This window comes from Lutibacter sp. A64 (assembly GCF_022429565.1).
In the GTDB taxonomy this organism is placed as follows: Bacteria; Bacteroidota; Bacteroidia; order Flavobacteriales; family Flavobacteriaceae; genus Lutibacter.
Map to the genome: position 1 here is coordinate 425,297 of NZ_CP092487.1, position 23,486 is coordinate 448,782.

General features: G+C 30.8%; 15 protein-coding genes. All 15 read left to right on the forward strand.

From position 1 onward, the window contains the following. The first annotated feature begins 16 nt into the window (after positions 1 to 16). The 15 genes from xylA to MKD41_RS01620 all read left to right on the forward strand — a co-directional run bounded on the left by xylA (position 17) and on the right by MKD41_RS01620 (position 23,300). Complete coding sequence (gene xylA / locus MKD41_RS01550) at positions 17 to 1,342, forward strand: xylose isomerase (protein WP_240243693.1); 1,326 nt, start codon at positions 17 to 19, stop codon at positions 1,340 to 1,342. Between the two features lie 11 nt (positions 1,343 to 1,353). After that, on the forward strand, positions 1,354 to 2,766 hold the full coding sequence (gene xylE / locus MKD41_RS01555; protein ID WP_240243694.1) for a D-xylose transporter XylE: 1,413 nt from the start codon (positions 1,354 to 1,356) through the stop codon (positions 2,764 to 2,766). Between the two features lie 40 nt (positions 2,767 to 2,806). Further along, positions 2,807 to 4,843, forward strand: coding sequence for a transketolase family protein (locus MKD41_RS01560; RefSeq protein WP_240243695.1), 2,037 nt, complete (start codon positions 2,807 to 2,809; stop codon positions 4,841 to 4,843). 10 nt (positions 4,844 to 4,853) lie between these two features. Next, positions 4,854 to 5,507, forward strand: a complete 654-nt coding sequence (gene fsa, locus MKD41_RS01565) for a fructose-6-phosphate aldolase (protein WP_240243696.1) — start codon at positions 4,854 to 4,856, stop codon at positions 5,505 to 5,507. A 425-nt stretch (positions 5,508 to 5,932) separates the two neighbouring features. Then, a complete protein-coding gene (locus MKD41_RS01570; protein ID WP_240243697.1) occupies positions 5,933 to 8,254 on the forward strand; it encodes a tetratricopeptide repeat protein in 2,322 nt (773 codons plus the stop codon). A gap of 190 nt (positions 8,255 to 8,444) precedes the next feature. Beyond that, a complete protein-coding gene (locus tag MKD41_RS01575) occupies positions 8,445 to 8,603 on the forward strand; it encodes a hypothetical protein (RefSeq protein WP_240243698.1) in 159 nt (52 codons plus the stop codon). Between the two features lie 975 nt (positions 8,604 to 9,578). After that, on the forward strand, positions 9,579 to 9,935 hold the full coding sequence (locus MKD41_RS01580; protein ID WP_240243699.1) for a single-stranded DNA-binding protein: 357 nt from the start codon (positions 9,579 to 9,581) through the stop codon (positions 9,933 to 9,935). 79 nt (positions 9,936 to 10,014) lie between these two features. After that, on the forward strand, positions 10,015 to 10,395 hold the full coding sequence (locus MKD41_RS01585; RefSeq protein WP_240243700.1) for a DUF6876 family protein: 381 nt from the start codon (positions 10,015 to 10,017) through the stop codon (positions 10,393 to 10,395). Between the two features lie 11 nt (positions 10,396 to 10,406). Then, positions 10,407 to 10,604: a hypothetical protein gene (locus tag MKD41_RS01590; RefSeq protein ID WP_240243701.1), complete on the forward strand. Its 198-nt coding sequence runs from the start codon at positions 10,407 to 10,409 to the stop codon at positions 10,602 to 10,604. A 457-nt stretch (positions 10,605 to 11,061) separates the two neighbouring features. After that, a complete protein-coding gene (locus tag MKD41_RS01595; protein ID WP_240243702.1) occupies positions 11,062 to 11,613 on the forward strand; it encodes a BfmA/BtgA family mobilization protein in 552 nt (183 codons plus the stop codon). Beyond that, positions 11,576 to 12,601 (forward strand): MobB family relaxase, encoded by a 1,026-nt coding sequence (gene mobB / locus MKD41_RS01600; RefSeq protein WP_240243703.1) that lies wholly within the window; start codon positions 11,576 to 11,578, stop codon positions 12,599 to 12,601. The genes MKD41_RS01595 and mobB overlap by 38 nt, the downstream gene beginning before the upstream one ends. Beyond that, positions 12,598 to 14,037: a type IV secretory system conjugative DNA transfer family protein gene (locus MKD41_RS01605; RefSeq protein WP_240243704.1), complete on the forward strand. Its 1,440-nt coding sequence runs from the start codon at positions 12,598 to 12,600 to the stop codon at positions 14,035 to 14,037. Before mobB ends, MKD41_RS01605 begins: the two co-directional genes overlap by 4 nt. Positions 14,038 to 14,343: 306 nt before the next feature. Beyond that, positions 14,344 to 18,525, forward strand: coding sequence for a hybrid sensor histidine kinase/response regulator transcription factor (locus MKD41_RS01610; RefSeq protein ID WP_240243705.1), 4,182 nt, complete (start codon positions 14,344 to 14,346; stop codon positions 18,523 to 18,525). Between the two features lie 209 nt (positions 18,526 to 18,734). Continuing rightward, entirely contained in the window at positions 18,735 to 21,794 is a 3,060-nt protein-coding gene (locus MKD41_RS01615; protein ID WP_240243706.1) for a SusC/RagA family TonB-linked outer membrane protein, read from the forward strand. Between the two features lie 18 nt (positions 21,795 to 21,812). Beyond that, complete coding sequence (locus tag MKD41_RS01620; RefSeq protein ID WP_240243707.1) at positions 21,813 to 23,300, forward strand: RagB/SusD family nutrient uptake outer membrane protein; 1,488 nt, start codon at positions 21,813 to 21,815, stop codon at positions 23,298 to 23,300. Positions 23,301 to 23,486: the final 186 nt, after the last annotated feature.

Below are 23,486 nucleotides of genomic sequence, written 5' to 3' on the forward strand. Positions count from 1 at the left end.
ATAAAATTATATAGAAATGGCACTATTAGGAAACAAAGAATACTACAAAGGCATTGATAAAATTAAGTTTGAAGGAAAAGAATCAGACAATCCTTTAGCATTTAAATATTACAATCCAGATCAGGTTGTAGCAGGAAAAACAATGCGTGAGCATTTTAAATTTGCAATTGCTTATTGGCATTCATTCTGTGGTCAAGGAGGAGATCCATTTGGACCAGGAACTCAGAGTTTTGAATGGGATAAATCCTCAGATCCAATTCAGGCAGCAAAAGATAAAGCAGATGCGGCTTTTGAATTTATTACAAAAATGGGCTTCGATTATTTTTGTTTTCACGATTATGATTTAGTGCAAGAAGCGGCAACTTTTTCAGAATCTGAAGAAAGATTATGTACAATTACCGATTATATAAAAGAAAAACAAGCAGCAAGTGGAGTTAAATTATTATGGGGAACAGCCAATTGTTTTTCAAACCCACGTTATATGAATGGAGCTGCAACAAATCCAGAATTTGATGTACTTGCAAGAGCTGGTGGACAAATTAAATTAGCTCTAGATGCAACCATTAAATTAGGTGGTGAAAACTACGTTTTTTGGGGAGGTAGAGAAGGTTATATGTCCTTGTTAAATACAGATATGGGACGTGAATTAGACCATATGGGACGCTTTTTAGGAATGGCAAGAGATTATGCAAGAGCACAAGGGTTTAAAGGCAATTTCTTTATTGAGCCAAAACCAATGGAGCCAATGAAACATCAATATGATTTTGATACAGCTACGGCTATTGGATTTTTAAAAGAATATGGTTTAGACAAAGATTTTAAAATAAATATTGAAGTAAATCACGCTACGTTAGCGCAACATACATTCCAACACGAATTAGAAGTAGCAGCTAAAGCAGGAATGTTAGGTAGTTTAGATGCCAACCGTGGAGATTATCAAAACGGATGGGATACAGACCAATTCCCTAACAATATTCAAGAAACTACAGAGGCAATGTTGGTATTCTTAAAAGCTGGTGGTTTACAAGGTGGAGGTGTTAATTTTGATGCTAAAATTAGAAGAAATTCAACAGATTTAGAAGATATATTTCACGCACATATTGGTGGAGCAGATACCTTTGCAAGAGCCTTATTAATTGCAGATAAAATTATAACTTCATCTCCTTATGAAAAATTAAGAGCTGAACGTTATGCTTCTTTTAATGCAGGAAACGGAAAAGCTTTTGAAGAAGGAAAATTATCTATGGAAGATTTGTACAAAATAGCACAAGAAAACGGAGAATTACCGCTAAAAAGTGGTAAACAAGAATTATTTGAAAATATTATTAATCAATACATTTAATTTTTAGTAGTATGGAAGCAGCAAATTCTAAATATTTATTGAAACTTACTTTAGTCGCTACATTAGGCGGACTGTTATTTGGATACGATACCGCAGTTATTTCTGGAACTGTAAGTTCGTTAGAAAGTTTTTTTGTTCTGCCTTTTGGCTTGGATGAGTTGGGAGCAAATGCCCGTTTAGGATTTGTTGTTTCCAGTGCCTTAATCGGATGCGTTATTGGTGGTGTTTTTGGTGGAGTTATTAGTAAAAAACTAGGACGTAAAAATGGTTTAATTTTAGCCGCAGTGTTGTTTTTATTTTCAGCCATTGGATCATCAATGCCAGAAATGTTGATAAAACCTGTTGGAGAAGGAGATCATACTTTTATTTACATATTTATTGTTTATAGAATTATTGGAGGTATTGGAGTAGGGTTAGCATCAATGCTATCACCTTTATATATTGCTGAAATTGCACCTGCAAAAATACGAGGTAAATTGGTTTCAATGAACCAATTCGCCATTATTTTTGGAATGTTAGTGGTGTATTTTGTAAATTATTTTATTGCAAAACAGGGAGATGATACCTGGTTGAATATTGTTGGATGGCGTTGGATGTTTGCTTCAGAAATTATTCCTGCAACCTTATTTTTAATAATGTTATTTATGGTTCCTGATACTCCAAGGTCTTTGGTGTTAAAATCTCAGCCAGAAAAAGCATTGGATGTTTTAGTTAAAGTAAATGGGCTTGAAGAGGGTAAAAAGATTCTTGCAGAAATTCAGAATACAGTAGTTAGTAATTCAGGAAAGTTATTTTCTTTTGGTATTGCGGTAATTGTAATTGGTGTATTGCTATCTGTTTTTCAACAATTTGTAGGGATAAATGTTGTGTTGTATTATGCTCCTGAAATTTTTAAAAGTATGGGGTCTGGTACTAATGCTGCATTATTACAAACTATTATTGTTGGAATTGTTAATTTATTATTTACAGTGTTAGCAATTATGACAGTTGATAAATATGGTAGAAAACCATTAATGATTATTGGTGCAATAGGAATGGCATTTGCAATGTTTGCTTTGGGAACTACATTTTTTATGGAATCTGTTGGTATAGGAGCTTTAATATTTATGTTAATTTATGTAGCTAGTTTTGCTATGAGCTGGGGACCTGTTTGTTGGGTGCTATTGTCAGAAATGTTTCCAAATAAAATTAGAGGTAGAGCTTTAGCAGTTGCTGTTGCAGCACAATGGATTTCTAATTATTTAGTCTCTTGGACGTTTCCAATGTTAGATAAAAACACCTATTTACTAGAAACATTTAACCATGGTTTTGCTTACTGGATTTATGGAGTAATGGGTGTATTAGCAGCATTGCTTGTTTGGAAATTTGTTCCTGAAACAAAAGGGAAAACTTTAGAGGAAATAGAGAAAATCTGGGAGAAATAGAATAGGTTCTTTTTAAAAATTATTATAAAATAAATAAATAATGAACATAAAGATAGATCAGGCGTCAGCAGATAATATTAGAGCTTTGGCAGTGGCAATGGTAGAGAAGGCAGATTCAGGACATCCTGGAGGTCCAATGGGAGGTGCAGATTTTATGCATATTTTATATTCAGAATTTTTTAATTACGATCCATCGGATATGACGTGGTCTTTTAGAGATCGTTTTTTTATGGATGCTGGTCATTTATCAACTTTATTATATGCTCAATATTATTTATTAGGGAATTATTCAAAAGAAGATCTGAAATCCTTCAGACAATGGGGGTCGATAACTCCAGGACATCCAGAAGTTGATGTAGCAAGAGGTATAGAAAATACTTCAGGTCCTTTAGGTCAAGGTCATACAATGGGTGTTGGAGCTGCGATTGCAACTAAATTCTTACAAGCTAGATTTGGAGATTGGATGAATCATAAAGTGTATGGTTTTATTTCTGATGGTGGTGTTCAAGAAGAAATTTCTCAAGGAGCTGGTAGAATTGCAGGTCATTTAGGATTGAACAATTTTATTATGTTTTATGATGCGAATGATATTCAGTTATCAACTTCAACTGATGAAGTTACTAGCGAAGATACAGCAATGAAATATGAAGCATGGGGATGGAAAGTTGTAACTATCGATGGTCATAATCATGATGAAATTAGAAAAGCATTAAAAGACGCTAATAACGAAACTGAAAAACCAACACTTATTATAGGTAAAACTATTATGGGGAAAGGTTGTGTTGCTGCAGATGGAAGTATGTTTGAAGGGCATTGTGAATTACACGGACAGCCAATTGGACATACAGGAGCAGATTACACAAAAACTTTGGTAAACTTAGGAGCAGATCCTGAAAACCCATTTGATATTTACGAAGATGTAAGTGCGTTTTATAAGAATTTACTAGCAACAAAAATAGCAAATGCTGCTGAAAAGAAAGCTGAAATTTTAGCTTGGAAAAGTGACAACAAAGCTTTAGCAGATAAATTAGATTTCTTCTTGTCTGGAGAATTACCAGAGTTGGATTTTGAATCAATTGAGCATAAAGCTGGATTGGCATCAAGAGTTGCATCATCAGGTGTTTTAGGATATTTAGCTGAAAATGTAGAAAATATGATTGTGTCTTCTGCAGATTTATCAAATAGTGATAAAACAGATAGTTTCTTAAAGAAAACTCATGCGCTTAAAAAAGGTGACTTTAGTGGTTCGTTTTTACAAGCAGGTGTTGCAGAATTAACAATGGCTTGTATTGCAAATGGAATTGCATTGCACGGAGGAATAATTCCTGTAGTAGCAACTTTCTTTGTGTTTTCAGATTATATGAAACCAGCTATGCGTATTAGCGCAATTCAAGAATTACCAATTAAATATGTTTGGACACATGATGCATTTAGAGTAGGAGAAGATGGTCCTACGCATCAACCAGTTGAGCAAGAAGCCCAGTTACGTTTAATGGAAAAATTAAAAAACCATAGTGGAAAACCAAGTTTATTAGCATTAAGACCAGCAGATTCTGTAGAAACTAGTGTTGCTTGGAAAATGGCGTTGGAAAATAAAGATACTCCAACAGGAATGATTCTTTCTAGACAAGGAATTAAAGATCTTCCAGCTAAAGGAACATCAAGATATAAGGATGCTTTAGAAGCTGAAAAAGGTGGTTATTTAGTAAAAGAAGTTGAAAATCCAGATGTTGTGTTAATTGCAAATGGATCTGAAGTAGCAACGTTGGTCGCTGCAGCTGAATTATTAGAAGCAAACGAAGGATTAAAAGTAAGTATTGCATCAATTATTTCTGAAGGTAGATTTAGATTACAGTCTAAGTCATATCAAGAGAGTGTAATTCCAAAAGGAAAACCATTATTTGGTTTAACAGCAGGATTACCAGTAAATTTAGAAGGATTGGTTGGAGATAGTGGTAAAGTCTTTGGATTAGACCATTTCGGGTATTCTGCTCCAGCAAATGTACTTGATGAAAAGTTTGGTTTTACTGGTGAAAAAGTAAGCCAACAAGTATTAGATTATTTAAAAACAGTTTAAAACAAAGAAAATGAAATTTTTTATAGATACAGCAAATTTAGAGCAAATTAAGGAAGCTCAAGAATTAGGAATTTTAGACGGTGTTACAACAAACCCATCTTTAATGGCTAAAGAAGGAATTACAGGTGCAGAGAATATTTTAAAGCATTATTTGAATATTTGTAATCTTGTTGATGGTGATGTTTCTGCAGAAGTTATTGCAACAGATTATGAAGGAATGATTAAGCAAGGTGAAGAATTAGCTGCATTACATCCGAAAATTGTAGTTAAAATACCTATGATTGCTGATGGTGTAAAAGCTTGTAAGTATTTTTCGGATAAAGAAATTAGAACAAACGTTACATTGGTGTTCTCAGCTGGACAAGCATTATTAGCAGCCAAAGCAGGAGCAACATATATGTCTCCATTTATCGGTCGTTTAGATGATATTTCAACAGATGGTTTAGGATTAATTGCAGATATAAGACACATCTATGATAATTATGGTTTTGAAACTCAAATTTTAGCAGCTTCTGTACGTCATACAATGCATATTATGGATTGTGCAAAAATAGGAGCTGATGTAATGACAGGCCCGTTGAGTGCTATTAAAGGATTATTAAAACATCCTTTAACAGATAGTGGTTTAGCGCAGTTTTTAGCAGATTACGCAAAAGGAAATTAATGATAATGATAAATACTTAAGTATATTATTTTTTACAAAAGTAGAGAACTATTGCTCGTATAAAATATTTAATGTTTAGCGTACTATAGACAGAAATGGTAGGTTTTCGTAGCTGATTTTATATTTGAAGATGGCAATCAGTTTTGTTTAAAGAAAAAGTAATACATTACCAATGTTATGTTTCTTCAATTTTTGATAGAAATGCAAAAGATCTTTTGGATATATAGTTGTTTTAAAATTAAACTTGTTTTCTCAATATTAATTTTAAATCTAAAGAATGGAGATAAAATTGTATTGACAAAATTTCATTAAAATAGGCATTGGTTTATTTATTTAAATTGCATTCATTTCATTTCTTTTTTGCTTAAATTAGCTCTTTAAAACGTAAATATTACATTTAATATTTTATTAAAATGAATATAAAAGTGAATACATCCAAAATTGGCTACTTGGTAATTAAATTTTCAATTTTAATTCTTAGTTTTATTTTTATTTCTTGTAACTCAAAAAAAGAAAGTGAATACTCACCTCTTCAAATTGCATTAAATAATCATAAACACGATGAAGGTTTTATAGGTTCTAAAAATTGTATTGAGTGCCACCAAACAGAATACAATGAGTGGATGGGATCAGACCATCAACTAGCTATGCAATTACCAACAGATAGTACTGTTTTGGGTGATTTTAACAATACTAAATATACAATTTACGGTGTAACTAGTACTTTCTTTAAAAAAGACAGCTTGTTTATGGTAAATACACAAGGACCTGACGGAAAATATGCCGATTTTGAAGTAAAATACACCTTTGGAGTTTACCCTTTACAACAATACTTAGTTATATTCCCTAAGGGTAGTCTACAAGTACTTACTCCTTTTTGGGATTCACGTTTAAAAGAAGATGGAGGTCAAAAATGGCAGCACTTATATCCTGATGAGTTTATTGCTGCACACGACGAATTAAATTGGGGTAGAGCTTTACAAAATTGGAATTATATGTGTGCCGAATGCCACTCAACCAATGTTAAAAAAAATTACAACCCAGATACACAAGCTTATAATACTACTTTTGATGAAATAAATGTTTCTTGTGAGGCATGCCACGGACCAGGTGACCTACACGAAAAATGGGCAAAAGACACACTTCAAAATGTAGAAAATATGGGATTTGTCTTCGATATAATGGATAGAGATCCTAGTAGGTGGATTATAGATCCTGAAACTGCAAAAGTTACGCGTTCAAAACCTAGAACTTCAAATATGCAAGTAGAATGGTGTGGTCGTTGTCATTCAAGAAGAGCCCAACTAACAGATGAATATACCTTTGGAAAAGTACTTGAACATACTCATCAGGTAGCTTATTTAGATTATCCTTTATATAATGATGATGGTACTAATAATGACGAAGATTATGTGTATGGCTCTTTCCTACAAAGTAAAATGTACGCAAAAGGTGTCACTTGTAAAGATTGCCATAATGTACATAGTGGAGAATTAAAAGGTGGTAAAGAAAATGTTTGTTTTCAATGTCATATGCCTACTAAATACAAAACCAGAGAACATCATAAACATGACGAAAACGGAACTGGAGCAAGCTGTATAAGCTGCCATTTACCAAAAATTACTATAATGGTAGTTGACCCGCGTTCAGACCACAGTATGCGAATTCCAAGACCTGATATTAGTGTAAAAACAGGAGCTGTAAATGCCTGCAATAATTGTCATACAGATAAATCTAACGAGTGGGCTGCTAAAGAATTTAAAAATTGGTATGGTAATAAATATGATACAATACCGCATTATGGTTTTGCTTTTCACAATATAAGAACAAATAAACCAGACGCACAATCAGACTTAAATAAAGTTATTAATGATAAAGACATGGCTAATATTGTAGTTGGTACTGCAATTAGATTTCAAGATTATAACAACAACCCTTTAGCTTTTGAAAATTTAAAAATGGCACTAGCATCTACAAGTCCTTTAGTTAGACGAGCTGGATTAGAATCTTTAAGAAGTCTATCTAAGCAACAACAATACAAATATGCTTTACCTTTAGCTAATGATACCGTTTATGGCGTTAGACATATGGCCAACAGCTTAATTTATGACGTACCTACAACAAATTTACCTACAGAGCAAAAACAAGTAGTTGATAAAGCAAGGAAAGAATACATCAATCAATTATTATATTGGCAAGATCGCTCTTTAGGATTATCATCTATAGGTGTTGCTGCTATAGGCTTAGGTAAATTAGATCAGGCTGAAGATTATTTTAAAAAAGCAGTGGCATTAGACACTTTAAATTTAATTGTAAAAATTAACTACGCTGACTTAAAAAGAATGCAAGGCAAAAATGAAGAGTGCATTTCGTTATTAAAAGAAGTTATAGAAATAGATAAAACCTTTTCAATGGCATATCAAGCGTTGGCTTTTGCTTATATTAGAATAGGTGATAAAACAAAGGCTTTTAAAACATTAGAAACCGCTAAATCTGTAGTTAAAAATGATGCTCAAAATCACTACTATTATGCTGTAATGCAAAATGATTCAGGTAACAGCGAAGAAGCTATTAAAACCATTACAAAAGCTTTAAAAGAATATCCGAACAATGAACAGCTATTAACTTTAGCTTATTCTATTTATAAAAATAAAGGAGATTCTACTAAAGCTGAAAATGTTTTAAATACATTAATAAAAGTATTTCCACATAGTAATCAGTACCAACAAGTTAAAAATTCAAATTAACTCTATTGAAAATTCATGAAAGTTGAAGGTATAGATATAATATAATGAAAATTATCATCAAAAGTGGATAAAAACTTGTAATCTTAAAAAAAATATTTTTTAAAACACATATTAGAAAAAAAAATTGTTTCGGTATGAATGTAGTGACAAAAACGAGAGCCCTTCAAAGAAATCTAGAGAATTATTGGATATGATAACCAAAGAAGGACAAAATTTCGATACAACTTCTACATTATGGGATGGTTATAATGCCTTTAATGCGATGCTACATAATAACTTTAAAAAGACCTTTTCAAAACAGGAAAAATTAGACAAGCTATTGTTTGATGAAATTTATGCTATGGTATAAGAAATGTATAAAAGGTTTCTCCAGTACCTATAAAAACTGGAGTTTTAAATATAACTAAACTAAAATTCCGTTTAGCACATTTTCATCCATTTCGTTACCCTACATTTCTGGAAAAGAGCTACACTAAAAAAAGTCTTGGACATAACTGAAAAGATTCCGATTTCATTTCACTTGTCCACTCATTCCCGAGAAAGTAGGGAAGTGGTCAAACTCCATTTCAATCTCCATTGTTACAGTTAAGCCCGCTTTAAATACTACTTCAAAAGAATAATCCATTTTTACAAGCCGTTCAGCACTTTACCGCTACATTTCGCAAAAAGCTGCATTTCGGGTAAAGAACTTCTCTACAAAAGGTCTTGAACCTAATCCCCATTTTTGGCTTTCCATTCCACTAATCCTTTCCGCTACGCTGGAAAGGAACACTGCATTCCCTAGCCAAAAACGTGAATCAAGTTCGCTTTTAATTGGAAAGTCAAAGACTTGATTTTCTTAACAGAATTTACGGCAAATCCTTCTTTAGTTTTTGCTCGAAAATTCTTAAAAACCAATCCTTTGACTTATACATTTTAAGGGGTTTATAATGAATGAAGCCTTTGCTGTTTTTCGGGACTACGAAAAACAGGCATGACATAAGCACTTCTAATTTAAATATACGTATTGCAATCGCTTAACTTTCTGTACGCTCATTTCATACGTATATTTAAAAGAACCTGCTAATGCCATTATGGAACTTGCCAAGACTATACAAGTTTTAGCTAAAAATAAGGTTTCTACTTCCTTGAAAACCTAAAGATTTTACTACGTTGTAGACACTCCTGATTTATTTTCTAAAAGTCTTGACAAAACCCACTACATCCATTGTGCAACGCACGAAAGAAATCATACAAACACCCCTTAAAATTTAATTCAGTTTAAATCTAAAAGGGAAATTATTAATCCTGTCTGCCGACAAGGCAGGCTTTAAAACCTTATATTATGAGTACTATTAAAAATCACGTACAGTTAATTGGAAATGTTGGACAGGTACCAACCATTACAAATCTTGAAAGTGGTAAAAAAGTAGCGAGATTATCATTAGCTACCAATGAAAACTACAAAAATGCTAAAGGCGAAAAACAAACGGACACCAATTGGCATACCGTTGTCGCTTGGGGAAAAACAGCAGAAATTATTGAAGGGTATGTCGAGAAAGGCAACGAAATTGGAGTAGTAGGGAAGCTAAAAACACGTACATACACTACGGATGATGGAAACCAACGCTATGTAACAGAAATAGTAGCCAATGAAATTCTATTAATGGGTAGTAAAAACGGAAATACATCCGATAAGTAACATCAAAACAAAGAGGGTGTTCCAGTCGAAAAGTTACACCCTCTTATGTATCATTAATTCTAAAAAAAAATATAAAATAATGAAATCACGAGTTAACGAAATAAAAGAGGGATTACAACAATTTCAGGGTTCTGAAATATTTTATCAAATACCATTGATACGCACACGATTTACAACCGGATTGAAATATTTAGCTAAGGCAGCAGAATGTTTTTGGTTGATTACAGATGTTTCTATAATTGCAAAAAGTTTAATGAATAGAAGTCAATTTATCACAATAGATTTTAAAAGACTACCAAAAGGAAAACAAGATTTTTTAGGCTATGAAGCTGAAATAATTTACAGCGATGGAAATGATAATATATTGGAAACACATCGCTATAATTTTACCGATTTTCCTTTAGATGAACTGCGTTTATTTTTTGTGGATAATACGTTGATGCTCCCAAATGAATACTAAAAAGCAAAACTATGATTTATTTAAATTATGCTAATTTAGATTTAGAAACCCAAGGGCGGTTACTTGCAACTTCAAAAAAAGATATTGAACATGAATTTGGAAAAAGTATAAAAGCGTATGCTAAAAAGCATTTTATCAATTATGAGCAACTATTAGAAGAGGAAGCATTACGAAATCTATACAATTATAAGTATGTATTTAATATTTAACAATAACATCAAAAAAGATGTGTTTTTTCAAAAGACTGTCTAAAAAGGCAGTCTTTTTTTGTAAAAATAATTGAGATTTTTAAAAATCTGACGTTCAAATTAACAACAACAGATCAAATTATATTTTATACGACCAAATGAATTCATTTGGATGTAATTCAAGTTTTAATTTTAAATCATAAAATCCTACATTTAATAGAGCCTGTAAAAGTTCAAAAAGCAACTGATTTTTTAATCAGGATGTTTGGAATTTTTTCACGCTAAAGCGTGAAGAAATGGAGAAGCAAGAGGGTAACACGCTAGCGCGATGTTACGTTAATCATTTACTGTTATCTATTTGATATACAGTTGTTTGTGAAGTTTAATAATTGGAGTAAACATATAGATTTGACGCAAATACTTTCTGAGCCCAATAAAACCGTCATTTTTTGCGTCAAAAACGAGATATTATTTAAAAATGGACACCTTTTCAACCATACGATTTAAAATAAAAGTAGCAAACAAATTCAGGAAATTTTCTATTCAAATTGCAAGGACTCATTCTGAAGCTATGGAAGCGATGCTTAATTTTTTTGATTTGAACGATCTCTCCCCAAACGATAATCTGGGTGTTAAAAATGAACGAACAAATAAGCGTATTAATGCGGTAATAGCGATTCTAAAAAATATTGAAAAACACCAAACAAAGCCGACAACAGCAATGCTCAAAAAACTTTTTGAAGAAGTTACGAATGAAGAAAATGAAGAAGAGGAGTATGATTTTGAAACTCCAAAATTGACTACTGAAACCGAAGAATTGACCTATTTTCGAAATGCATATTATACCAAGCAAGAAAATTACAATGTCTTAAAACAGGATATTGAAGACATTATTAGAAAGACAATATATATCAAAAGTAGTTTTGGTAAGGGATATTTTAAATTAAATATCACCAAAGAAGAATTAGAAAATTTAAAACTGAGATTGGAAAATGTATATCACAATAACAGCACAGAAATTGGGAGCTAATTTTGCACAAAGTGCTGCAGATTTTGTAGCCTATCTCGAAAAAGAAAATGAAGGTAAAGCCATCGATGAAATGGAATATTTTTTTAACCAGTATGGAGAAGAAATATCAGGTAAACAAGTTATTCATGAAATAGATAACAATACAGCAAAACTAAAAAAAACAGAACCAAAATTTTATTCCCTTACGGTCAATCCTAGCGCTGATGAATTAAAACGATTGCAAAACAGTAGTGAGCAGTTAAAGCGATATACCCGAGAAGTGATGAAAGATTATGCGAACTCTTTTCATCGTGAAGAGCCAGTTACTGTAAATGATATAAAATACTTTGCCAAAATTGAACATACAAGAACTTACAAAGGCACAGATAAGAAAATTATAGAAAATCAACCCTTTGCAACAAAAATATTACAACTCAAAAACGACATTCGGAAAATTGAAAGAGGTGAAATGGAGGGAAATATTAAAAATATGGAAACGCAAATCAGCAAGCTAGACAAAGAAGCTCCTCACAGGCAGAATGGAAAACGCATTGTAAGAGGAATGCCTAAAGAAGGTTCACAAAGTCATATTCATATTATTGTGAGTAGAAAAGATATGTCTAATAAATACAGCCTATCTCCAGGAAGTAAATACAAAGCATCCGAAACGGTTCTCAATGGTAAACCAGTAAAGCGTGGTTTTAATCGTGATGCATTTTTTAAAAACTCTGAAAAGACTTTTGACAACCTCTTTGGGGACAAACGAAATTATGTAGAAACCTATACAGCTAGAAAAACATTCATTAAAAACCCAGATAAATATTTTGCTAGTATTATGGGATTGCCAACCAATCAAAGAGCCATCGCATTTAAACTATTAAACAAAACAGGAATGAATACAGCAATGATGAATATTCCGACCAACAAAGTACAACTGGTGTTAAAGGCTATCAAGCAATTAAAACGAGTGCTTCACAAAGGTATTCAATCTAGCTCCATTGGTATATGAACACTTCAACAGCACATTTCATTTTATATATAGTAGTTCCACTATTGTTGATCCTAATAGTATTATATGTGTTCTTTTATGAAGAACAATCAATGACTGCCAATAAAAAGTATCGAGTTTCTTTTAAATTGAAACGAGGAAAATTTCAAATAGCAAATATTAAAAGAGGTGCATCCATAATAGGATCAGCTGGAAGTGGAAAAACAGAAAGTGTTATTTATAATTTTCTGCAACATTTTAGCAAGTATGAGTTTTGCGGAATCATTCACGATTATAAAGATTTTGAACTCACAGAAATAGCGTATCCACTTTTTAAGAATAAACCAACCAAATTTTATACAATTTCATTTGATGAAATCCATTATAAAGTAAACCCCATTGCGCCAAGATATTTACCCAACGAAGAAAGTGTGAACGAACTATCAAGAGTATTGATTGAAAATCTATTGGAACAGAACATGTCAGAAACAACAGGAAGTTCTAAATTTTTCACCGATGCAGTAGAAGGTTTACTAAGTGGACTTATTTGGAAACTCAAAACCAGTCATCCCAACTATTGCACACTACCACATTTAATTGCTTTATTTCAACAGATGGATACAAAAAAAATAGTAAAATTTTTAAGTACAGATTTAACTTCTAAAAGCATGGCAAGTGCTTTTATAAATGGGATTGATTCTGAAAAGCAAACAGCAGGAGTGAAGAGCACATTGGCCAATGCGTTTAAGAAAATTGGTTCTCAAAAAATATTTATGGCATTGTCAAAAGATGAAGTACCACTCAATATCAACCACAAAGAAAACCCAGCTGTAATTTCTATAGTCAACAATCCTAAATACGAATCGGCATATTCACCTATTGTAGCTATGATAATGCATACAGTTATTAAGCAAATGAGTGACAGAAATCAACTAGCATCTTTTATATTGATGGAAGAAGCACCCACTATAAAATTACTTAACATGCATCGTATTCCTGCAACATTAAGAAGCTATGATGTTACAACAATTTATGTAATGCAAGATAAAATACAGAATGATATGCTCTACGGTGAAAAAGCAAGTAAAGCAATTTTGAGTAATCTATCCTATCAGTTTTTTGGAAAGGTTAATGATCCAGATACAGCAAAATATTATGAACGCTTTTTTGAGCTCATAAAAATGAAAACGACAAGTATCAACAAAGGGTTTAATTTAAATTTTGACACGAGAGTTACCAAAGGAGAAAAAGAAGTTTCAAAACGAAGAGCAGACGTTTTTTTTAGATTAAAGCAAGGAGAATTTATTGCTTTTGCTGATGGCAAGGATAGAAGGATACAATTCAAATTACAAGCTATTAAAAGGGAAATACCTAAAAAAAACTATAAATACTCAGATGCCGAATTACGATTGAATTTTGAACGAATCTATAGGGAAGTTAATACTGTATTTTGGTAATTGTTATGATGGCCTTTCTCTTAGTAAATAATTTGGAATACATTTTTTAAAGTGTAAAAATGATATCTTATTTTAAAGAGTTAAAGATACCATAGAATTTGAATGAAATAAAGTCGTTAATGATAAGTTTATAAATTTGACAGAATGTTATTATCTTAAAAATTTCTTTACGACATAATATAAATTTAGTTTAAAACTTTAAATTATGTTTCTTAATTGAAAGATTAAAAAAATATGAAAGTAAATTTAAAAGTTGATTTATTCTAGAAAAGGGAATACATTTAGGTCATCTTAAAATTTAGAAAATTGAAAATAAATTTATTCCTTTTAGTAATTATATTAGTAATTATTAGTTCTTGCGGTGAAAAGAAAGAATCATTTCCTTTTGTTAAAAATACAGAAAGTTTAGAAACTAATAATGATAATTTAAAATCTACTTCAAATAACGGTGATGAAAAATATTTTATTGAACAATTAGATAATACTATTGGACTTTCCAATAGTTCTATAAATACAATCTTTCAAGATTCAGATGATTTATTATGGATAGGTACTTGGGATGGGTTAAATAGGTATGACGGAACGAGTTTTAAAATTTTTAGACCAGAACTAAATAATGAAAATAGTTTAAGTAATCAGGTAATATTGAAAATAGGTCAAGATTCCATTGGAAATCTATGGATTGTAACGATGGGAGGTATAAATAGTTATAATAAAAATGAAAACAGTTTTCAGCGCTATGAATTTTCAAACAAAAACGAATTTACCTTATCTGAAAATGAATTCAATATGGCTATTGATACTTCTAAAGTTGTTTATTGTTCAGTTAAAGGATGGGGTTTAGGTTATTTTAACGGAAATAAATTTAAAAAAATTATAAATAAAAATATTCCTGAGTTAGCGGCAAAGGAAATGATCTTTTTAAACTCTGGTGAATTATTAATTTTGTACGAAAATGATGAGTTATATTCAATTACTTTCGAATCAAACAAGTTAGATGAAGAAATTATATCTAAAACAAAAGTGATTGCAAAAAATATTAAAACTTTTAAAAAGTATACAAAACAAATAGCGTATTTAATAACAATTGAAAATAAAGTTTTAACATATAATGGTCAAAATGATAAAATTAATAAAGTTGAAAATTTTAAAGCTACTAATATTATCGGTAATACTTCAAGTGATTTAATTTTATCAAACAATGCTACTTATACAAGTATATCTTCTAGTGGTGAGTTTTCATCAAAGTCATATTTTTCAAATTTTGAAAAATATAAAATTACAACAATAGTTCAAGGTATTGATAATGTAATTTGGGTTGGAACAGATGGTGATGGCCTTATTAAAATGTATCCATTTAGAAAAGCATTCAATTTAGTTTCTATTGACAAAGTTCCAGAGTTTGAAGGCGGAATTGTAAGGTCTTTTGCAGAAACTGATGATGGTGATTTATTTGTAGGTACAAAAGGAAAAGGATTGTTTCAATTCAAATCAACATTTAGCAACGAAATTGAAGAAAAGCTAACATATAATATTTATGATGAAGAAAATAGCGAAATTAACAATGCAGTTTTTTCTTTATATAATGGGAGTAACAAATTAATTTTTATAGGAACAGATGGAGAGGGTTTAAGTATTTTTGATGAAGAAAATTCAAAATTAACTAATTGGAAAAATATTAGCAATGCAAAAGATTACCCATTATTTAAATCAATTTATGCAATTTACCAAGATAGTGATGATTATATTTGGTTAGGAACAAATGGATATGGATTGATCCGCTTAAAAATTAAAAGAAAACAAAATAGATTTTACATATCTGATTTTAAAAATTATGTTGCAGGTGGGGGGGGGAATAAGGCATTAAGTAGTAATATAATTTTTTCTATAATTTCAAAAAATGAACAAGAATTATGGATTGGAACAAGATTAGGAGGGCTTAATCTATTTGACAAAAAACAAGAAACTTTTACGATTTTTAAAAATGATAAAGAAAACATTAATAGTTTGTCAAATAACGATATTTTAAGCCTATACAATGACGAGTATAATAAATTGTGGATTGGAACTAGTTTTGGATTGAATGTTTTAGATAGTTATAATAAAAATGAAGCTGTATTTAAAAACTTTACTGTAAATGATGGGTTACCAAATAATACAATTCACGGAATTATTGGAGGATATAATGAAACACTTTGGCTAAGTACAAGTTTTGGAATTTCAACTTTTGACACAGTTAAAAATAAATTTGTCAATTTCACAAATCAAGAAGGACTTCAAAATAATGAGTTTTCTGATGGTTCATACTATGAATCTAAATTCACAAATAGTGCTTTTATGGGAGGGATTAAGGGGTTTAATTATTTTTCTCTCGAAAAAATTAATGAGTCAAATAAAATACCGAGTCTCCTTATTAATAAAATAAGTGGTCAAAATCAAGAAAAACCTTATTATCAGAATCTTGTTATAACACCAAATTCAAAAATAGCTCCTAAAATTATATTAGACCACAATCAGAACTTTATAGATATAGAATTGGCAGCCTTAACATATATAAATAGTGAAAAATGTAAGTATGCATATAAACTAGATAATTTTGATAAAGAATGGAATGAGATAGATAATAGAAGAATTATTTCATTTACAAATATTCCTAATGGTTCTTTTTCATTATGGGTTAAATGGTCTAATAGTGATGGAATATGGAGTAATCCTGTACATGCAATTGATATTAGAATTAAACCTGTTTTTTGGCAATCAAATGTAGCTTTTATAATTTATGCTGTATTATTTTCGCTTTTTATTTTATTTGTTTGGAGTTATTACAAAAAGCAAAATTCATTAAGGCAGAATATTATTTTTAGAAAACGAGATGAAAAGATTCATCAAAATCGTCTTACTTTTTTTACAAATATTGCACATGAATTTCAAACACCTTTAACTTTAATTGTTGGACCAGTTCAAAAACTTACTGAATCAGTAAACCTTGACGAAAAAAATCAGAAGTTTATTAATATGATTCAAAGAAATTCTTCAAGATTGCTTTTTCTAACGCAACAATTATTAGAGTTTAGAAAAGCCGAATATGATCATTTGGGAGTTTCTGTTAAACAATTTGATCTTGTTAATTTAATAGAACAAATTGCTGAGCTTTTTGATGAATGGGCATTGGATAAAAATATAGAGTTTAATGCAGAGTTTCCTTCGGGTTTGATAGGTTGGTTTGACAAAGATAAAATTGAAAAAATTATATTTAACCTACTGTCAAATGCATTTAAATATACACTTCCAAAAGGGAAAATTAAACTACAATTTGGTTTTGTAGATACTAATAATAATTTACTTTATATTAAAGTTTCTAATTCAGGAAAAGGTATCTCTAAAGAAAAGTTAAATTCTTTATTTGATCGTTTTTTTCTTGCTGACGGCGGAGAAAAAGCTGATACAGATTTGTTTAGGACAGGAATTGGATTGGCATATATTAAACGACTGGTTACAGTATTAAAAGGTGAAATTGAAGTTTCAAGTAAAGCTAATAAATTTACAACGTTTACAATAATACTTCCTTGTAGCAAAGAATCATTTAATGAAAAAGAATTGGACCTAGAGGGTAGTCAAGTTTTAATTTCTCATCACCTTAAAAATATATTGAATGATATAGAGAATAAACAAGAAAATACTCCAAACAAGATGTCTTCAATTGAAGAACTTTTAGATAAACGTAAGGTTATATTAATTGTAGAGGACGAAAGAGAAATACAACTATTTCTAGATGAATTATTACGAGAGAATTATAAAATTGTTACTGCAAGTAACGGTTTAATAGCTCTAGAAATTATGAAAAAGATGATTCCAGATTTAATTATTACAGATGTAATGATGCCTGAAATGGACGGAATAGAACTATGCAAAAGAACTAAAAGCGATAATAAAACATGTCACATACCTGTAATAATGCTTACAGCAAAAAGCTCAATTTCACATCGAATTGAAGGATTAGAGAGCGGGGCAAATTCTTATATCCCAAAACCGTTTTATCCAGATCATATTTTAATTAGAGTTCAAAAGCTTTTAGAAGAAAGAGAATTGATATTAAAACATTTATCACAAGATACTTTTGTAGAAAATTTAACAAGTCTACCTGTAGATAATGATGAGAAGGAATTGTTGAGAAAAGTAATTGAATTAATACGCAATAATATAGAAAATGAAAAATTACAAAGTTCGTTTATAGAAGAAAAACTAGGAATTAGTAGCTCTCAATTATATCGAAAAATCAAACAAATTTTCGGCTTTTCTCCTGGAGATTTAATACGAACTATTAGGTTAAAGCATGCAGCCGAATTATTGCGCAAAAGCAATTTTACAGTATCTGAAGTATGTTACCAATCTGGTTTTAATAACCGTTCTTATTTTTATAGGGAATTTAAAAAGGTGTACGATAGTACTCCTAAAAATTATCAGTTAAAATTTAAACAGAGTAATTAAAATATTTAAAAAACTTAATTACAGTGGTTTAAAGTTGAGTGTACACTTTTGGTTAAATAGTGTACACAATTCATTGTATTGCTTAACTACCTTTATAATATGGTTTTCGAATCATAGAAACTTAATCAAATCTTATTAACTTATTTAACTCAATTATTTAGTATCATGAAAAAAAACACTCAAATTACTAACAATTTTAATTCTTTATTATGATGAAAAAAAACATTCTTTATAACTTATTTTTAGTTTGGACACTGTTAGTAGGAAGTACTTTATTTGCTCAAACTATAACTGGTGTTGTTTCCGATGTTAATGGAGTATTGCCAGGCGCAAATGTTATTGTTAAAGGAACTTTAACTGGTACTTCAACAGATTTTGATGGAAAATATACTATTGAAAATGTAGATTCAGAAACCATTTTGGTTTTTAGCATGATAGGGTTTACATCAAAAGAAATTTCTGTGAATGGTAAGAGCATTGTAAATGTTGTATTGCAGGAAGATGCACAAACCTTAGATGAAGTTGTGTTGGTAGGATATTCATCTAGAAAAAAATCTACCTTAACAGGTGCTGTTTCTGTTGTAGATATGGCAGATTTGGAAAAAACAAGAGTGACCAATGTTTCTCAAGCTTTACAAGGTCAAATTGCAGGTGTACAAGTTACATCAAGTACCGGTGCACCTGGAGATCCTATTGAAGTACGTATTCGTGGAGAAGGAACTATAGGGAATAACAATCCACTATATGTTGTTGACGGGATCCCTTCAAGAGATATCACCTTTTTAAATCAAGCGGATATTAAAACAATGACCGTTCTTAAAGATGCATCAGCTGCAGCCATTTATGGTTCTAGAGCTTCTGGAGGTGTTGTTTTAATTACAACCAAAAGTGGTGTAAAAGGAAAAATTAGTTTTGATATAAGCTATTATACAGGGATTCAAAAAGCTACAAATTTACCTAATATGTTAAATGCAGAGCAGTATATGAATACAGTAGAGAAAGCTTGGAATAATTCAGATAGATCGGGCTCAAACCCATATACTGCAGATAAAGGAAGATCTGATTTTTCAGATACAGATTGGCTTGATGAATTATTTGAAGCAGGAAAATCTCAAAATTTGCAATTAACAGCAAGTGGAGGAAGTGATAAAGTTCAATTTTTAATGTCATTGGGTTATTATGGTCAAGATGGGATTGTAATATTTGACAATGATAAATATCAAAAATTAAATTATAGAACTAATATCAATGCTGATTTAACAAATCGTTTAAAAATTGGAACAAATCTTCAATTATCGTATGCTACTCAAGATAAATTATCGTCAAAAGGAGATGCGCCTGGTATTATCAGACATGCATTATTAAGGTCTCCTGTAATTGGGGTTTTCAAAGATGTTAGTGATCCTACATATTCTTCACAGGATCCATTCACGGATTTACCATTTTATGTACATAATAATAGAGATAATGGAGGCTGGGAAAGCGATAAATACGAATGGACTTCTAATCCAATAGCTCTGGCATATTTTACGGATGATGTAAGGAAAGATTTTAGAACGTTTGGAAATGTTTATGCAGAATATGCTTTTTTGAAAGATAAAGAATTAAAATTAAGAACCAATGTTGGAGTAGATTTATCATTTATTCATAATAAAGCTTTTGGAGAAAATTTTGGAGATGATGATGGTGGAGGTAATGAGACAGACAAAGGATTAGGAAGGCAAAATAGACCAAATAGTTTGAATGAGGAAAGAGGTGAAACACGGACAATAACTTTTAATAATACGCTTAACTACGTTAAAAATATTAATGATTTTCATGATGTTAGTTTTTTAGTTGGTACAGAGTTTATAGATAATTATAGTTCTTCAGTTGGAGCAAGTAGAGCACGTTTTGCTATTACAGAAGAGACTTTTAGATATATAGATTATGGAGGGACAGAAGTTGATTTATGGAATGGAGGAAGTGCGTCGGAATGGTCATTGTTCTCTTTATTCGGGTCTGCATCTTATGTGTTTAATGATAAATATATGGTAACAGCAAATGTAAGAGCTGATGCTTCATCACGTTTTTCAGAAAAAAATCGTTGGGGTTATTTCCCTTCTGTTTCTGCAGGTTGGAAAATTTCTGATGAGGATTTCTTGAAAGACGTAAAATGGTTATCTAACTTGAAATTAAGAGCTGGTTGGGGAAAATTAGGAAATCAAGAAATTGATAATTATGCCTTTTTAACACTAATTAGCCAAACAGATGGTAAAGTTGTAGTAAACCGCTATGGAAATGAAGATCTAAAATGGGAAAGTTCTGAATCCACAAACATTGGAGTTGATGTTGGTTTAATGGATAATAAATTGGCAATTTCAGCCGAATATTTTGTTAAAAACACTTCAGATATATTATTACCCATTGGACTGCCAAGTATTGTTGGTAATGTTGCTCCAACAATTGTAAATGCAGGAGAGGTAAGTAATAAAGGTTTTGAACTATCTTTAAATTATAGAGAGTCGAGTAACGAATTTAAATACAGCGTAAACGCTAATATTGGAACGTTAACAAATAATGTCGAGAAATTACATCCAAATGTGCCAAATTTAATAGGGTCAGTAACTCGGACAGAGGTTGGACAATCATTAAACGCTTATTATGGTTATAAAATGATTGGAATTTATCAAAATCAAGGAGAAATAAGCAGTCATTTAAGTAATACTCCAAATCCGAGTGTTAAACCTGGAGATATTAAATTTGATGATATAAATAATGATGGAATCGTTAATTCTGATGATAGAACATTTATTGGAAGTCCAATACCAGATTTTACGTATGGACTTTCTTTTTCATCGTCTTATAAAAACTTTGATTTTTCAATTCTTTTTCAAGGAGTTGAAGGAGTTGATAGATATAACGAAGCTAAAAAAATTCTTGACTACGACACACGTCCATTTAACTATACTACAAATGTTTTAGGAGCCTGGGACGGAGAAGGTAGTAGCAATACAATACCTAGAGTTGCTTTTGAAGACAATGGAAGTAGTAAAACATCAAGTGTTTTTGTTGAAGATGCTTCTTATTTTCGTCTTAAAAATGTAGAAGTAGGATATTCTATAAACTCCATAAAAGGAGTTAATGACGTTCGTCTATATGTATCGGGGCAAAATTTATTTACAGCAACAAATTATACAGGCTTAGATCCTGAATCTACAGACCTAATAGATATGGGAACATACCCATTATCAAAATCAGTTTTATTTGGTGTAAATGTTAAGTTTTAAAATTTAAAAACATTATTTATGAAAACAATATATAACAGTATAATAATAGTATTCTTGATTGGAGCTTTTGTAAGTTGTAATGATGAATTAACACAAGAACCTATTGGTCTTCTTACTTTAGATCAAATCGATACAAGTCCAACAATTAACACTTTAGAATCATCGGTAAGTTCATCATATCAGTTACTTGCAAGTAGTTTAAACCTTATTGGAAATTGGGATTGGACTGGAGGAACAGTACTAAGAAACGATTTCATTTTGCAAGATATTGCATCTAATGATATGAATAAGAAATGGAATCCAGATGGTGATCAAGCTTGGATAGATGAATTAGGAAGTTTTAATTTTACACCTTCAAATGGAGCTTTTAATGGAATATGGCTTTACAATTATGAAGGTATAAATAGAATAAACCTTGCAATTAGTTATTTAACAAATAGTGAGATAACTCAAATGATTGGAATTAGTGATTCTCGAAAAAATCAATTATTAGGTGAAGCTTATTTTTTAAGAGCATTTTATTATTTCGATTTGGCAAATAATTTTGGAGATGTACCATTATTGCTAACCCCTCTAAAGTCTTTTGAAGAAGCTTTTGATGTTGCCATTAGAGTTTCTAAAGATGAAATATATAACCAAATAAATTCAGATTTATCTGAGGCAAAAACATTACTTCCTAATATAAAATATTCAAATACATCCGAAAAATGGAGGGTTTCTATAGGTGCAGTAATTGCTTTACAAGCCAAAGCAGCTTTATATGCTGAAAATTGGAGTATGGTAACTAACTACATATCAGAATTAGAAGGGTTAGGGTTTTATAGTTTAAATTCTAACTATTTTGATAGTTTTGATGTGACCAAAGAGTTTTCTGAAGACGAAGTAATTTTTGCTTATGATCATATTTCAGATCAAAATCCTAGAAATGGAAATGGACTTTGTGCATTGATAGGCTGGGGTTTTATAGCTCCAAGTTCAGACTTTATAAGCGCGTTTGAAGCAAATGATCCAAGATTGCTTTATACTGTAGATGTACCTAATCAAAATGTTTCAAAATTATTAGGAAATACAAAAGGAGATTTTAAAGGTAATGATGATTCTCCAAGTAATAAAGTTTTTATCCGCTATGCAGATGTACTACTTTGGAAAGCAGAAGCTTTAAATGAAACTGGAGATTATGCTGGTGCAATTGCCATAATTAATCAAATTAGAGAAAGAGCTAGAACAAGTCCTACTGCAGATGGTTCTGTTACGCCTATTGGAACACTTCCAAATAGAGGGAGTTCTACTAATTCTGAAGAAATTAAAGGTTGGATAATGTCTGAAAGACGCGTTGAATTAGGTTTTGAATCTCAAAGATTTAACGATTTAAAAAGATGGGAAACGGCTAAAACAGTACTTACAGGACTAGCAAGAAATTTTCAAGATTATAATTATTTATACCCAATTCCTCAAGGAGAAATTGATAAATCTGGAGGGACAATTACACAAAATACAGGATATTAAATTCTTTTAATAACATATTTATTTGAGTTTGTTTTATGTTAATTGATAGAGAAGTAGTTATTTATTTGCTACTTCTCTTTTAATCAATTTGTTAAAAGAAATATTCTTCAACGTAAATAATTTATCACAATGTACTTAATGCAAATATATGAACCTTTCTGAATTTTAGAATAGTATTAATTATTA

Coding starts and splice junctions, on each gene's coding strand:
- MKD41_RS01575 (WP_240243698.1), top strand. CDS start 8,445: ATGATAACCAAAGAAGGACAAAATTTCGATACAACTTCTACATTATGG.
- xylA (WP_240243693.1), top strand. CDS start 17: ATGGCACTATTAGGAAACAAAGAATACTACAAAGGCATTGATAAAATT.
- MKD41_RS01590 (WP_240243701.1), top strand. CDS start 10,407: ATGATTTATTTAAATTATGCTAATTTAGATTTAGAAACCCAAGGGCGG.
- MKD41_RS01580 (WP_240243699.1), top strand. CDS start 9,579: ATGAGTACTATTAAAAATCACGTACAGTTAATTGGAAATGTTGGACAG.
- MKD41_RS01585 (WP_240243700.1), top strand. CDS start 10,015: ATGAAATCACGAGTTAACGAAATAAAAGAGGGATTACAACAATTTCAG.
- MKD41_RS01620 (WP_240243707.1), top strand. CDS start 21,813: ATGAAAACAATATATAACAGTATAATAATAGTATTCTTGATTGGAGCT.
- MKD41_RS01615 (WP_240243706.1), top strand. CDS start 18,735: ATGATGAAAAAAAACATTCTTTATAACTTATTTTTAGTTTGGACACTG.
- fsa (WP_240243696.1), top strand. CDS start 4,854: ATGAAATTTTTTATAGATACAGCAAATTTAGAGCAAATTAAGGAAGCT.
- mobB (WP_240243703.1), top strand. CDS start 11,576: ATGTATATCACAATAACAGCACAGAAATTGGGAGCTAATTTTGCACAA.
- MKD41_RS01560 (WP_240243695.1), top strand. CDS start 2,807: ATGAACATAAAGATAGATCAGGCGTCAGCAGATAATATTAGAGCTTTG.
- MKD41_RS01605 (WP_240243704.1), top strand. CDS start 12,598: ATGAACACTTCAACAGCACATTTCATTTTATATATAGTAGTTCCACTA.
- MKD41_RS01595 (WP_240243702.1), top strand. CDS start 11,062: ATGGACACCTTTTCAACCATACGATTTAAAATAAAAGTAGCAAACAAA.
- xylE (WP_240243694.1), top strand. CDS start 1,354: ATGGAAGCAGCAAATTCTAAATATTTATTGAAACTTACTTTAGTCGCT.